13 protein-coding genes are annotated in these 14,694 nt (G+C 37.6%); 9 read left to right on the top strand and 4 right to left on the bottom strand.

What is annotated here, in order from left to right:
- Positions 1 to 26: 26 nt before the first annotated feature.
- The 4 genes from NSU02_RS18180 to NSU02_RS18165 are packed head-to-tail and all read right to left on the bottom strand — an operon-like array spanning position 27 to position 3,396.
- On the bottom strand, positions 27 to 728 hold the full coding sequence (locus NSU02_RS18180) for an ABC transporter ATP-binding protein (protein ID WP_339193495.1): 702 nt from the start codon (positions 726 to 728) through the stop codon (positions 27 to 29).
- Positions 725 to 1,537: an ABC transporter permease subunit gene (locus tag NSU02_RS18175; protein ID WP_339193492.1), complete on the bottom strand. Its 813-nt coding sequence runs from the start codon at positions 1,535 to 1,537 to the stop codon at positions 725 to 727. Before NSU02_RS18175 ends, NSU02_RS18180 begins: the two co-directional genes overlap by 4 nt.
- A gap of 43 nt (positions 1,538 to 1,580) precedes the next feature.
- The gene (locus NSU02_RS18170) at positions 1,581 to 2,126 is read right to left on the bottom strand and encodes a nitrous oxide reductase accessory protein NosL (protein ID WP_327848122.1); all 546 of its coding nucleotides are present in this window, start codon (positions 2,124 to 2,126) and stop codon (positions 1,581 to 1,583) included.
- Positions 2,119 to 3,396: a NosD domain-containing protein gene (locus tag NSU02_RS18165; RefSeq protein WP_339193489.1), complete on the bottom strand. Its 1,278-nt coding sequence runs from the start codon at positions 3,394 to 3,396 to the stop codon at positions 2,119 to 2,121. The genes NSU02_RS18170 and NSU02_RS18165 overlap by 8 nt, the downstream gene beginning before the upstream one ends.
- A 334-nt stretch (positions 3,397 to 3,730) precedes the next feature.
- Here NSU02_RS18165 and NSU02_RS18160 point away from each other — a divergent pair, with 334 nt between their 5' ends.
- The 9 genes from NSU02_RS18160 (at position 3,731) to NSU02_RS18120 (ending at position 14,531) form a co-directional block, all read left to right on the top strand.
- Positions 3,731 to 4,414 (top strand): response regulator transcription factor, encoded by a 684-nt coding sequence (locus NSU02_RS18160; RefSeq protein ID WP_063388886.1) that lies wholly within the window; start codon positions 3,731 to 3,733, stop codon positions 4,412 to 4,414.
- A complete protein-coding gene (locus NSU02_RS18155; protein WP_066251154.1) occupies positions 4,411 to 5,814 on the top strand; it encodes an ATP-binding protein in 1,404 nt (467 codons plus the stop codon). The genes NSU02_RS18160 and NSU02_RS18155 overlap by 4 nt, the downstream gene beginning before the upstream one ends.
- A 1,876-nt stretch (positions 5,815 to 7,690) precedes the next feature.
- Entirely contained in the window at positions 7,691 to 8,491 is an 801-nt protein-coding gene (locus NSU02_RS18150) for an SDR family oxidoreductase (protein WP_066251157.1), read from the top strand.
- Between the two features lie 119 nt (positions 8,492 to 8,610).
- Positions 8,611 to 10,548: a BglG family transcription antiterminator gene (locus tag NSU02_RS18145; RefSeq protein ID WP_339193486.1), complete on the top strand. Its 1,938-nt coding sequence runs from the start codon at positions 8,611 to 8,613 to the stop codon at positions 10,546 to 10,548.
- Positions 10,549 to 10,552: 4 nt separating this feature from the next.
- Positions 10,553 to 11,005 carry a transcriptional regulator GutM gene (locus NSU02_RS18140; RefSeq protein ID WP_186439333.1) on the top strand — a complete coding sequence of 151 codons (453 nt, stop codon included), beginning with the start codon at positions 10,553 to 10,555 and terminating at the stop codon, positions 11,003 to 11,005.
- A gap of 13 nt (positions 11,006 to 11,018) precedes the next feature.
- A complete protein-coding gene (locus tag NSU02_RS18135; protein ID WP_066251165.1) occupies positions 11,019 to 11,573 on the top strand; it encodes a PTS glucitol/sorbitol transporter subunit IIC in 555 nt (184 codons plus the stop codon).
- Positions 11,574 to 11,593: 20 nt separating this feature from the next.
- Complete coding sequence (locus NSU02_RS18130) at positions 11,594 to 12,613, top strand: glucitol/sorbitol-specific PTS transporter subunit IIBC (protein WP_063388882.1); 1,020 nt, start codon at positions 11,594 to 11,596, stop codon at positions 12,611 to 12,613.
- Between the two features lie 85 nt (positions 12,614 to 12,698).
- A complete protein-coding gene (locus NSU02_RS18125) occupies positions 12,699 to 13,064 on the top strand; it encodes a PTS glucitol/sorbitol transporter subunit IIA (protein WP_063388881.1) in 366 nt (121 codons plus the stop codon).
- A 915-nt stretch (positions 13,065 to 13,979) separates the two neighbouring features.
- Positions 13,980 to 14,531: a glutathione peroxidase gene (locus NSU02_RS18120; RefSeq protein WP_339193483.1), complete on the top strand. Its 552-nt coding sequence runs from the start codon at positions 13,980 to 13,982 to the stop codon at positions 14,529 to 14,531.
- Positions 14,532 to 14,694: the final 163 nt, after the last annotated feature.

Genomic DNA, 14,694 nt, shown 5'->3' with positions numbered 1-14,694 from the left:
CCCTTTTTTAAGCAATGACAAAACTTTTATAGATCATGTCGATATAACCTCAACAATTGCAATGCGGTTTTTTCCTTATGAATTGTATTTTTCATATGGTCAATAATAGAGCCTTCCTTTATAAACAGAATTTGATCGCCTGCTTCTGCGGCAACATCCATCATATGAGTGGAAAAAATGATGATTGTGCCTTTCATCTTTTGTTCTTTTATCAAATTGACAAACTGATCAATCCAAAATGGGTCTAAACCATTTGTTGGTTCATCTAACAAGAGCAGTTTTGGATTTCCTAACAATGCTTGTCCTAATAATAGTCTTTGCCTCATTCCTTTTGATACATTTTTCACTAGTTCTCTTTTAAATTCTTCCAAACCTATTTTTTTTAAAATGTCTTGTACAGATGATTGATCTTTTTTCCGCAGTTTGGCATAAAATGATAAAAATTCTTGAAGCGTCATGAATTGCTGAGCATGAAAATCATCGGGCATGTAGCCGATCTGCTCGATATAGTTTTTTCTGTTTTTAATTAGACTGACATTGTTTAAAACAATGTCCCCGGAGGACGGTTTTGAAATACCCGCCAAAATGCGAAGAAGCGTGCTTTTTCCGGCTCCGTTTCCGCCGCATAATACGATGCATTCCCCTTTTTTTGCTTCCAGTGACATGGAAGAAAGCACAACTTTTGTTTTATATTTTTTTGAAACGTCGGAGACTTGTAATGTTGTCATTGTCTTTTCTTCCTTTCAAGCTTCCAGACGGAAAATGCAAGCATGATGCTTGAAAAGATGAACATATAACCGACGAACAGCACCCATAACGCTTTTGTTTGCATAAAAGAGATGAGCTCGTCGTATGATTGTCCAAAAACAGCTCCGCCGTCAAGCTGAACAACAAATACTATGCGGAGCAATTCCGCCGGATTACAGAATAAAGATGCCTTTAAAAGCGGAGCTATCATCGGATAAGGGACAAAGCTCAAAACGGAAATGACTGCAGTCGGCCATATCATGATAAGAAAGAACCACACGCCGACCGAAAGTATGAGAGCTTGCCATCTCGTTTCTGAAAACGAGCCAATGGTCAAGCCGATGACGAGAAAAAAACATATTAGCGAGATAGAAAAAATATATAAAATGAGCACCCATTTCAAAGATAATGAACTTCCCAATAAAGTGCCGACCAAAAGGCTCAAACTGAAGCTTAAGCTGAAGATGGCAGATTGTGCGGTCAATTGCCCGCAAAGCTTCCCAACCCAATAGGCAATAGTCGGCAACGGATACGTGCATAAAAGACTCCACTGGCCATTTTCCATTTCATTCGCGATGGAAAACGATCCAGCCACCAGCATAAACAGTGGTACGATGTACAGCACAATGTTGGCGATTGTGCCTGTCATGTTTGTATAGCCTGTGAGAGCAGGGTTATTCCGCTCTAACAAAAATAGTAATGATAAAACGAAAATCCATAGAAACACAAACGTGTAAGAAGAACGCTGCCTGATTGTCAAACGCCATTCGGCTTTCCATATGTTCCGCATAACTCCTCCCGCTGTAAAAAAAGGGCACTTATAAATTTGCCCTTCATTCATGTGAATGATCATTGCCCTCATCCATGTGGCTGTGGTCGCCATTCATATCCGTATGACCATCCTGCATATTCTTTTCCATCATTTCTTTATTCATTTTCCATTTATGATCTTGCAATTGATCGAAGTTTAATATTTTTCCGCTATTTTTTGAAATGAAGGCTTCAGCATCTTTTTTATCTTGGAAAGAAATGACGTTGTAGGCCATTGGCGTCCGTATCGATTGATCATACACGTAGGTTGCTTTATCAGATTCAACCCATTCTTTCGAATGATAATCTCTGACGAATTCCGCTTCGATGTTTTCATTTTTATTTTCGCTTTTCCATTTATACATACATCCGATATCATCAAAAACTAATGTTTTGCCATTTTTTAAAATAAGCTGTGTTGCAAACTGATTATCCATTACAGCCATGTTACATTGAGCGCATTTATCGTTTTTTTCATCAATGGCTCTTGGCGACACTTCCTTTTTTCCGCACGCAGCAGTGATAATCAGTAGAGCGCATAACATGAAAATGAAATACATTTTACGCATCCTCTTTTTTCCTCCCTATCCTCCATAAAGTAATGCTTCCTAAAAACAAGAGAAGACTGAAAACAATGATCACTCCAGAAGATGACTTTGATTCATCTTGTATTTTAGCTGTCATAAGCGGCGAGTCATCCGTCATCGCTTCATTGTCTGGACTTTTCCATAATTTTTGCAATACAACCATGCCTGGTGAATGGAAAAACAGCTGGTATTCTGGAATATCCTTCGTCAAACTTAAAAAGAACGGATTCGTTTTATAAGGTATGTCGCTATAACCGGATCCATCGGCATCAAGCTTTAGAGAGGCGTCCCAATAATTCCTTTTCACTTCATTGTCCGAGCTGCTCAAAGCTTGAGCTTCATTTACATTGCTAATAAACGTATTGTTTGAAACGATGTTTCCGTTCGCCTCTTTGAATTGAATGCCAATAAAATTCCCACGCACTTCATTGGATAAAATAAGGTTATTGGAGGCGCTTTCGGCCAAAATACCAACTCGATTATAAGAAATATTATTGCGAACCACCTTTGTCTCTGTCGCATCAAATAAAAGAATCCCCTGAGCATGAACATTGCGGTTGTTAAAAATGAATTCATTATTTTCGATTTTTCCACCCTTTGTTTCCATGACCATCGCTCCTGCCACGTTATTTTTGGAAATGTTTTTTTGAATTGTTATGTGGTCAGAATACATAATGTGTATGCCGTAATTTGATTGCTGGATGAGGTTTTGGACGGCCGTTGTATAATCGCTTTGCTCCATATAAATCCCATCTCTCACTTTTTCGATTCTGACTTTTTCAATGACATTTTGTTCTGACTTCCATAAATCAATCCCGTTATGTTGTTTTTCACCTTTTATCGAGCTTTGTGTGATGACGGTGTGATAGGCGTGTTCAAGCTTTAACCCGATCCCCTTTGTACGAATATGAACGTGTTCAATTCGGTGATGATTTCCTGATACTTGTATAGCGGCAGCGTTTTTCTCTTGGCTGCATTGAATGACCGTTACGTTTTTTACTGAAACGCGTTGACCTTTGATGGAGATGACGGGTTCTTTACGGCAGGATTGAATGGTTACTTGTCCATTTCCTTGTAACGTAACAGGTTTTGAGAGCACAATTGATTCATGATAAACGCCTCTCGGTATTCTCACGATTGAGTGCTCTGGAGCTTGATCAATCAGATATTGCAATGTGCTTTCGGCATGGATGCTGGATGGATGTGTCCAAAAAAGCATCAAAAAAACGATTAAATACCATAATTTTTTCATGACGGAATCCTTTTTTCAGTGTCATTGTTCTAATTGAAGGTTAGCGTATAATTGTGTGAAAACTATGAAGCCTATTTGGATATTTTTTTACATTTGTTTCCTTTCTTACATTCATTTACTGGCCTTTGCTTTTAAAATTGGCAATTTGTCAAATCCAATCGCAGGAGGTCTAAACATGATGGACAGTCATGTGAAGCATTTGCTTGCCTTTCTATCGCTCGGAGCTTACTAGGACAAATTTATGAAAAACTTCAAACAAATTTCATAATTTCTGGTTATAATTAATAAATTAGAAAATTCATTTAATAAGTTGAGAGAAGGTGTCAAGTGGCTGATGTCTTTAAAGGTGTTAATCGTTGATGATGAAGAAAAGATGCGAAAGCTGATTAGAACGTATTTGACAAGAGAAGGATATATATGTTTGGAAGCAAAAGACGGGTTTGAAGCACTTGAAAGATTAAAAAAGGAAAACCCGGATATGCTGATCGTTGATGTCATGATGCCTTACATTGATGGTTTTACTTTAGTCGAGGAAATGCGGCAATATCTTCAAATTGATTCTCCAGTCATTTTTTTAACGGCAAAAGGGAATGAGGAAGATAAGGTGAAAGGTTTAAAGATTGGGGGAGATGACTATATAGTAAAACCTTTTCATCCTTCAGAGCTTTTGGCGCGTATGGAAGTGATTTTTCGCAGAACACATCGAATTGCAAGCGATGTAAAAATAGCAGCTATTGGACCGTTGCAATTTGATCTTCAAGGCCGGATTGCCACTGTTGAAGGCCGCAGGCTTGCGCTCACACAAAAAGAATTTGATCTATTATTCCTTTTAGCCAAAAATAAAGGAAAAGTATTTACACGTGGTCAATTGCTTGACCAAATATGGGATTCCGATTATGCAGGAAGTGAACGAACCGTTGATACTCATATTAAAACGATTCGTCTAAAATTAAAGGAGCACAGCCATCTAATTCAAACCGTTTGGGGAATCGGTTACAAGTTTGAGGTGCCGTCTTGAAAAAAATAAAACATTTTTCAGTTAGTCAAAAAGTATTGCTGCTCTTTTTCATCAGCATTATTTTTTCCATCTTGTTTTCTTTTCTGTTCATTCACTTCCTATATAAAGAGCTTTACATTCGCAGTGTGAAAGAGCGGCTTATTTTTGAAGGAAAGCAGACAGCTGCTCACTTTCATTACGGCTCGCTTAGTGAAGATATTAAAGAAAAAATTGAATGGTATAATCTCATTTCACCTTATGAAGTAATAGCTGTTGATCAATTAGATGAGCTTCATCAACATTTTCCGTATCAAATTGATTACAAACATCTGATCAGTCAAGAAGATGAGAAAAAGCTCTCATCCGGGCAATACGTAGTTAAAGAGGGCTATGTTCATGAATTGGATCGAAAGATTGTCGGAGCAATATTCCCGCTAACCCACGAACAGAACTTAATAGGTTTTATATATATTTATATTCCTTTAGCCGAAATACCAGAGGTTTTTAGTAAAGGGATTCCGATTTTAATCTTGTTCGGTTTAATCTTTTTCGTATTGATCTATTTTGTTATCACGTACTCAATTCATTCGATCTTTCGTTCGCTGCGAACTATTCAAACGATTGCAAAAGAGATCAGCCGCGGAAATTTTTCTAAAAGAGTTCCTATCCAAACGTCAGATGATATAGGAGAATTGGCGAGCGCCTTCAACAAAATGACGGAATCTCTTGAAAAACAAGACGAGCGCAAGAAAGAATTTTTATCCAACGTGGCTCATGAATTAAGAACCCCTCTCACATATATTGGAGGATACACGCAAATCTTGCTGGATGAAGCTTATTCATCAAAAGAAGAGGCGAAAAATCATCTTCTGCTCATCAATAAAGAAACAACGCGAATGCAGAAGCTCATAAACGACTTATTACAATTAAATGAGCTGGAAAACAAAGATATGACTCTTGAAGCAGAGCCGATCGCCTTTTCCCAATTGATTCTTGATTCATTAGAACTGTTTGCGCCTGCGCTGAAGAAAAGGAATATATCCATCAAAACAGATTTAGATGATGAAATCATCATTATGGGAGATATGAACCGGCTGCATCAAGTTTTTTGTAATGTGATTGACAATGCCATTAAGTATTCCTTCGAAAACGGGATGATCAACATTGCATTGTATCAGAAAGAGAAGCGGGCTGTTGTTATCGTTCGGGATAATGGAATAGGCATACCGAAAAAAGAATTGGATCGTATAGGGGAACGTTTTTACCGGACAGATAAATCGCGTTCAAGAGAAACAGGGGGAACAGGCCTCGGGCTTTCCATCGTCAAACAAATTGTTGCTTTACATAACGGGACGATGAAAATTGAAAGTGAAGAAGGGCAAGGAACATCGGTTATTTTGTCATTTCCGATAGTAGAGTAGATGTTTAAAAAGGCTATACGAAATGTGGCCTTCAGGCAGTACGATAAAAGTTTCCTCTGGTCTGCAAATGCTTTTGATCAATCTTTTTTGAGGTTTCGCATTTTTTAACCTACTGACGAATATTTCAAGAAATTTTTTAGCTAAACGTCGTTCCTGTTTAAGATTCCTAAACAACCATCATTGAAACTCATCAGTATATTTATCCTTTTATTTCCGTGAAAAATCCCTCTGTGAGACAGGTTAGGTGTTTTTTGCAAAATAAAAGTGCAGAGAATTGCAAAATCCTTATGCAGTGATATGCAATGGGGCTTTACATGGAGGAGGAGCCATGATAACCTTTTTTGGTTTTGCCAAAACTGTTGAAGCTGGCGCTTGACTAAAGAATCATGGCTACAGAGGATTTACGCCAAGCCCTTGATGGATAGATCACATATACATTTATTCAAAATTTTGATAAAGATATACTGCAACACTCTGTATTTTTTTCTTGCAGAAAACGAAGGTTAAACTTTTTCCTAACTGTCTGCATAAGAGGGATCATAATAAAAGCCGGGTTTAATTTGTAAGATTGCTTATATGTTGTTGTTCAACATTTATTTTTATGTTCTTCATGGAAAATCTTTTGCCTTCAACATCCTCGCTCTCAGATAATTTGGAAGTGTTGACTGCTACATAATATGTTCCCGTTTTATCTATAGCTATATGAAATTTCTCCTCAAATTTTTGATTAGGCTTGATTTCGTCTTTATATAAAACTCTGTTTGAGGTTTAATCTTTTGAATAAATTACTTCACCTCGCTTATCCTTTATAATGAATGATTCTATTATTGGTTTACTATGAAATAAAGTTGTTTCAGCTCCGTTATTTTTAAAAGCTGCAATGATATCAAATTCTTGTTTGTTTTTAACCACTTTGGGGACTTTTAATTTCAGCTCAAAATTTCCGTAACTTGCAGTTTTCTCATCTTTCTTTAATTCATTTACATTATTGCAGCCAACCAAAAAAACATAATGAATAATAAAATAATGTTACGCAATCTTTTCACTCCTGAATCTATATTCATTTAAAACTAGTCTAATTCCTAATTGGGCATTAGTAGGTATATAAATGATGACCTCACTTAATATTCCTATAAGTCTATTTTGCCGCTCACAAGTAATTAAGCTTGTCTTATTCCCTTACGTATGATGCCAGAATAAACTTTTTTGTAATATTATGTAAATAAAAATCAGCAATTTAGAGTAATTCAAAAGCATTAAATCTTGCAAATTCAGTCCACACATTTGATAGTGTAAAAATGAAAACATGAAGACTGCTTCCCGTTAGTGAATACAAGGAGGAATACAATCGTGGTTCAACACCCATTGCCTTTGAAATGATAAGTTTTGCATCGTTTTTTGACTAAAAATTAGGGATTTATAGTCTAATCCTTCATTTGATAAGAAAGATTATTTTTTCGTTAATAAATGATAGATTTCCTGTAGTCTAAAATTCATGCAATAAAAATAAAACAATCCGATTCATTCATATATTTATCAGCTGCTGAAAGCGTGCGGTTTACACCATTTTGCTTTCATGAACGAATATCGCTTCGTTACGTCGTGCGCTTGCGTTCATTACGGTATTTCTTCTGGAACGTTGAACGTCTTTTTCTCGTTACTCCGTACTTTTATATGTCTTTTGGCTTATAGCCACCCTTGAAAGCAGGTAAGACTTTCTTTCATTTCTACAGCTCCAATCTGTTTCCACCGTTTTGTCCGCTCATGCACCACTTTTCAATTTTAAGTGAAAAACTGTGTATTAAATAAAAGGTTAAAACATTTTACACTAAAAGCATCTAATGAGCAGAGACTAGATCAAAAGGAGGAGATCGTAATGAGTGACTCATGGCTTGAATTAGAAGGAAAGGTGGCGATTGTAACAGGCGGCGCTTCCGGGATCGGATTACATATCACAAACGAACTGATCCGAAATGGGGCAAAAGTTGTTGTAGCCGATTTAAATGGAGAAGAAGGACCGCAAGATAATGGTTCTTATTTTCTAAAATGTGACGTTACAAAAAAAGAAAGCGTTGACAAAATGGTGGCCGAAACCGTGAAATTATTCGGCTCAGTCGATATTTTAGTAAATAATGCCGGAGTCAACCTGCCAAGACTGTTAGTCGATGTCAAAGGTGAAAAACCTGAATACGAGTTGAATGAGAAAGATTTTGACTTTATGGTAGCTGTCAATCAAAAAGGTCCTTACCTTTGTGCACAGGCGTCTGCCAGGGAAATGATTAAACAAAATAAAGGAGTTATTATCAATATTGCTTCCGAAGCCGGACAGGAAGGATCATCTGGACAAAGCTGCTATGCCGCGACAAAGGGAGCATTAATAGCTTTCACTCGTTCGTGGGCAAAAGAACTCGGCAAATACAATATCCGAGTTGTTGCGGTGGCGCCTGGCATCAACGAACCGACAGGCTTGACGTCAGATGCTTATAATGAAGCGCTTGCCTATACTCGAGGCGTCACAGTTGATCAATTGTCAACGGATTACAGCAATTCCATTCCTCTTGGGCGTCCGGGTAAACTAAAAGAAATAGCCGATTTAGTTTCTTACTTGGCTTCAGACCGTGCAAGTTATATTACTGGTACGACAGTTAATATTTCTGGAGGCAAATCCCGCGGTTAAGATCACAGCAGCCTAAAAAAATGGTCCTATAACGAAATATCACAAAATTCCAATCACTACCTTTGACTGATAGACGAAACTATGTCACTTTATTTTTACGTAAAAGGTGGTGAATATTGTTGGATTTTACAATTGATGGCCGTGTTGTTCAAATGCTAGAAACGTTTCAAAAAAAATCCTATTGTTCTTTGGATTATCTTGCCAACTCATTGGGGGTCAGCACGAGAACAATCCGCAATTATATTAAGCTACTTAACAGTGAACTGAATGGGATTGCAGCCATCAAAAACGAAAAGGGAAAAGGCTACCATTTGTTTATTGAAGATGGGCATAGGTTTGATGATTTCATTGAAACCGTTTCTAAGAAGAAAAACATGCTGGATTCATCACAAAGGCGTATCGCTTTTATCATTGATCGATTAATCAACAGCAAAGGAAGGAATACGCTGGATGAGCTCGCTTTTGACATGAATCTGGGGAGAACAACTCTTGTAAATGAAATAAAAAAAGCTGCCGTAGCGTTGGAATCTTACAATTTAGCCATTCATGGAAAACCGAACAGCGGGATGAGCCTAAAAGGAAATGAACTGGATATCCGTTTTTTTATATTAGATAACGTCTATGACTATTTATACGGGGATTACCCGCTGGATGAAGATATTAAAGAAGAAATAATGAAGATTGCCAATCACTACAATTTAGAGTCTACCACCCAAAAAAAGTTAATGCAATTTATTATTGTCATGTTGGATCGTTTTATAAAAAATCATCCTCTTACGGAATTGGATGAAAAATATAACAAACTATTAAATACACAGGACTATTCGATTGCTTCAGAAATCGTTTCCGTAATCGAACGGCATTTGCCGGTTGAAATTTCACAACCTGAAATACTGTTTATAACATTGCCGATCGCGGGAAGAAGAACGCCGACAAACATTCGAACAATTGCAGATATTACAATTTCCGACGATATTAAACGTCTCTTGGACTTAATAATCGAACAAGTAGGGTTTGATAAAAGCATTATTTTCGAAAATGAAACATTTTTCAAAGATATTCTGTATCATTTAACCTTTATGCTGAACCGCTTGATGTTTGATGTGCGTTTGAAAAATCCGCAGCTGGCTGATGTGAAGGAGAAGTATCCTGTCGCCTTTAAATTGGCCGAAATTGCCGGGCAAGTAATTGAGAAAGAGTATGGACTGAAGGTTCCTGAAGATGAGCTTGGCTACCTATCCTTGTATTTCGGAGTATTCATTGCCCAACATGATGAAATAACGAGAGCATTAAAAAAAGTTGCAGTCATTTGCGGAACCGGGCGGGGATCTGCCAAATTAGTCTCTATTCAACTGCAGCGCATATTAAATCCAAATACTCAAATTGATATTTACTCTGAAATTGAAGTTTCAAAAGAGCTTTTGAATCAATACGATATGGTCTTTTCAACAGTAAAGCTTCATTTTGCAATTGATCCACCTGTCATCATAATTAACGAAATCTTTGACGAAGCGAATGTTTCCAGGCAAATAGAAAAGATGACCTATCGGAAAAAATTTAAAATGAAAGATTTTGGCAATCACCGTTCAATTTTAAAACTTTTACTCAACAAAGATAAATTCTTCGTCTTAGATACAAATAAAGGCTACCACGAAAATGTGAATGATATGATCGACGTTTTAGTCAAGAAAGGCTATTTGGACGAAGGGTTTAAAGAGAGGCTGAGAGAAAGGGAAGAGAAAGGATCAATGGTTTTTGACCGGTATATATCCTTGCCGCATACAGTTAACTACAAGTCCAATCAGATTGAAATGGCGATCGGTGTTTTTCCTGAAAAAGCAGTGGTTGACGGGAAGGAAATCAAGCTTGTCTTTCTGTTGGGAATACCGGAAAAAGCCGATAATGATGCAAGCCTCCTGATTAAAATTTACGATGAAATCATCAAAATCGCCTCTGATCAGAAACAGGTAGAGGAATTGGCCGGTGCAGCCAGCTACGAAGATTTTACAAAATACCTCGAACAAGCAAGCAGTTCATCATCAATCTTAGGGATGTGATAGGATGCAATTGATCATCATTATGCTTTTTATAGCAGGAGCATTTATCGTGCAATTGGCATTAGGTTATTTTCAAATTAAACATTTTGCCAAAGCGTATATAGAGCTGCGAAAGATTGGAAAAGTGGCAATCGGAAAGCGCCCCGGCAGAATTCGGGCGGGCACCATTGTATTATTTGCCGTTTCCGACAGCGGGAAGATTCTGAAAGCAATGAAAATACAAGGGGTTACAGTTTTAGCGAAAGTTCGGGAATTGAAAGGCTTTACGGGCAAAAATATAAAAACGCTTGGAGAAGCCGATATGGCTCATTGCAACAAGCTATTGAAATCAGCTATTTTGGATGCGGTCAGCAATTATAAGATTATTATGAGCGGCGGGGAAATTCCCGAAAAGCCGAGTATCTTTAAACGAATCATGATGCAGGCAGAAAACATTGTTTCGGTAAAAAAATCATGAAGAGGTGAGGAACGTGGATATTATTGTTACGATTGCTGAAGGTTTTATGAATTTGTTTAAAACTGGCGCAGAAACATTTATTTCGTGGATGCAAAGCATTGTTCCGCTTGTGTTGCTATTGATGGTTTGTATGAATACATTCATTCAGCTTATTGGAGAAAAGCGGGTCAATAAACTTGCGATGGCATCTTCTAAAAACCCGTTGTTAAGATATTTAGTCTTGCCGCTTGTCGGTTCATTTATGCTAGGGAATCCAATGGCGTTGTCATTAGGACGTTTTTTGCCGGAAAGATATAAACCGAGCTATTTCGCTTCAGGTGCATATTTTTGCCATACCAGCAACGGTTTATTTCCACATATAAACCCAGGGGAATTATTTATTTGGCTCGGTATTGCGGCTGGAATTGAGAAACTAGGTTTGAGCACTGCAGAATTGGCTGTCCGTTATTTCCTTGTCGGTCTCGTGATGAACTTCTTCGCAGGCTGGATTACAGATTTTACAACAAGAATAGTAGAAAAACAGCAAAATATTAAATTGAAAACAGAAGTAACGTTACATCATCGTTAGAAAAGGAGGAGGAATGGGAAATGGCTAAATATCGGTCGATAAAAATTGTGAAGGGCAGCGGCGGTTTTGGCGGACCGCTCATCATTACACCGACGGAAAAAAGAAATAAAATTGTTTATATTACCGGAGGAGCAAAGCCTGAAATTGTAGACAAAATTGCTGAACTGACAGGTGCCGAGCCGGTCAACGGTTTTAAAACATCAGTACCGGATGAAGAGATTGCGCTTGCAATTATTGATTGCGGCGGTACATTACGCTGCGGCATCTATCCGCAAAAACGCATTCCAACTGTCAATATTATGCCAACAGGAAAAAGCGGACCGTTGGCCCAATATATTACGGAAGATATTTACGTTTCAGATGTGGGGTTGGATCAAATTCAGCCCGTTGAAGAGAGTGCTAGAGAGGCGGCTCCGGCTGAAGAAAAAATCCCGGAAGAAAAACCTGAAAGAGAGTTTAAATATAGCAGTGATAAAAAGATTTCTGAAACAATGGCAGCAAGCTCCAATAAAAACTTACTAACGAAAATTGGACTTGGCGCAGGAAAAGTCATTAGCACGTTCTATCAAGCAGGACGTGAAGCAGTGCAAACAATGATTAACACGATTATTCCGTTCATGGCTTTTGTATCATTGCTGATTGGAATTATTCAAGGTTCAGGAATCGGAAACGTATTTGCCAAGATCATGTCGCCGCTGGCTGGCGATATATGGGGATTGCTCTTAATCGGGTTTATCTGCTCGCTGCCATTTTTATCACCTTTGCTTGGACCTGGAGCAGTAATCGCTCAGATTATCGGGACGCTGATTGGAGTGGAAATTGGCAAAGGGAATATCCCGCCAAACTTGGCGCTGCCAGCATTGTTTGCCATCAATACGCAAAACGCCTGTGACTTTATACCTGTAGGTTTAGGACTTGCAGAAGCGGAACCTGAAACAGTAGAGGTCGGTGTACCGTCCGTCCTTTATTCAAGATTCTTAATCGGGGTTCCAAGGGTGTTTGTCGCTTGGCTGGCAAGCTTCGGACTTTATGATTCGTAAATTTTCTGATCATAACATCATGAGTTTTGCAAAAATCTGACATATGGGAGGGAAGGCACAACCGCAACAGGTTTGTGCCGACTTTATGACAATCATTTATAAGAATAAAATAAAAGGAATCGGAACAATGGCTGATCATTTTTTGAAAGAGAAAATGATTATTTTATTTGGCAATGAAGCTCCACAGGATCTGAAAGATTTTTGTTATGTCATTGATGTCGTAAAGGCGGAAGGAGTCATTCAAGCTGGACAGAAGCTTTATATTAATAATGAAAAATTTGAAATCACGTCTGTCGGCGATGCTGTGCAAAGAAACTTAACAACATTGGGGCATATTACTTTGCGCTTTGACGGATCGACAACACCGGAACTGCCGGGCACTTTGTACTTGGAAAATAAAGATATCCCTGAAATTGGATTGAATACCGAAATAAAGATTGCAAGTGAATAAAAATTTTGATGCTTTCCATTCGTAACGGCTATTCATCCGACTTTTTTCAAATAGGAGAGAAAAATGAGGCTGAATAGATTCAGTGAATGAATCATATACATAAAAGATTTTTTGCAGCTTCAATGGATAAACTGTGAAAGATTTAAGTGAAACAAGTAAATAAGACAGCAAACCGGGCACCCATTTTTTCGCCCGGTTTTTTTTGCTTTTTAATCCTTTCTCTTAACAGCAGTTTGCTTGCCGGCAATAATTTATGATCACTACGCCTTGACAACATTGAAAATAAGAAAAAGTCACGCAGGTTGTTCGGAATCATTTTCTATATGGAAGATTTGAGGTACAATTAAATTGGCATAATTAGTAAGAAAAATTCCAAATCTTCTTTGGTTAGATGGGATTTGTTCACTGTCCATTCAAGCCAACTCAAAGATTATGTTGATCTGCAGGCGGGAGCTTAAGATGAAAGGAAAGATTGGACAAAAAGTCCAGCTGGCACTAGTGGTTGAATACTTATAAGTATGGAACGGTTGAAGGAGAACTTTTGCCTGCTTACTTTATCACTTTAACACAAGAAATGAATGAAGGAATTAGTGAGTGTATCTAATTACAACTTAAATGCGAGCGCCGGAAAATAATCAATACTTGTGAAGGCTCGAGTTATTTACAAAGAGGAAACATATATTTTCAAAAATTAATGGATTCCGCCGAGAGCTCCCAAATTTTTATAGTAAAGGAGGACAAAGGCAGCCATTCTAAAAACATCAATGCTTCAAATTGAAAAAATAGGCGGGCATTCACCTTCTTTTTGATTCAGGAAAAAGTTTCCAAATTTGTAACTGAGAGCAATTTTTTTGCGTGATAATATTTTTATATTATAATAATTATAACTTAATAATAGATAAAGAGGTGTTTCCTATGTCTATTTATCAATTTGAAGTAGAAAAAGCAAACGGCGAAAAAGTTTCTTTAGCAGAATTTAAAGGTCAAGTGCTCTTAGTGGTGAACACCGCTAGTAAATGTCGATTTACATACCAGTTTGAAGAACTGCAAAAGCTGTATAAAAAATTTCATGATCAAGGTTTTGAAATACTAGGATTTCCATGCAACCAGTTTGATCAACAGGAGCCGGGAACAAGCGATGAAGCAGCTTCTTTTTGCCAATTAAATTATGGCGTTACATTCCCGATGTTTGCAAAAATCGACGTGAACGGAAAAAACGCTCATCCATTATTCGAATATTTGAAAAATGAGGCGCCGTTCCGCGGATTTGATGAATCGAATACGGCAGAAAAACTATTAAAAATCAAACTAGCGAATGAATACCCTGAATGGCTGGTTGGCAACGATATTAAATGGAATTTTACAAAATATTTAATTGATGAAAACGGCCAAGTCGTGAATAGATATGAACCATGGGACGAACCGATTGATTTTGAGCAAGATATTCAGAAATTATTGAAAAACTAATTCCGGTTGAATCGTTTTTTCATTCGACCGGATTTATTTTATGTATAAGAATGCTAGCAAGAAGCTGCTAGTTCTTTTGCCTGTTTCGGACCTAGATCAACATGTAAAAAAGAATTTATGAATTTTAATGTTCAAGCAGATTTCCCTTTTCCATTGAAAATAA

This window comes from Aeribacillus sp. FSL W8-0870, from assembly GCF_037963755.1.
Taxonomy (GTDB): Bacteria; Bacillota; Bacilli; order Bacillales; family Aeribacillaceae; genus Aeribacillus; species Aeribacillus composti.
Note: the sequence above shows the minus strand (reverse complement) of the source record. Positions and strands in the feature narration are given on the sequence as shown.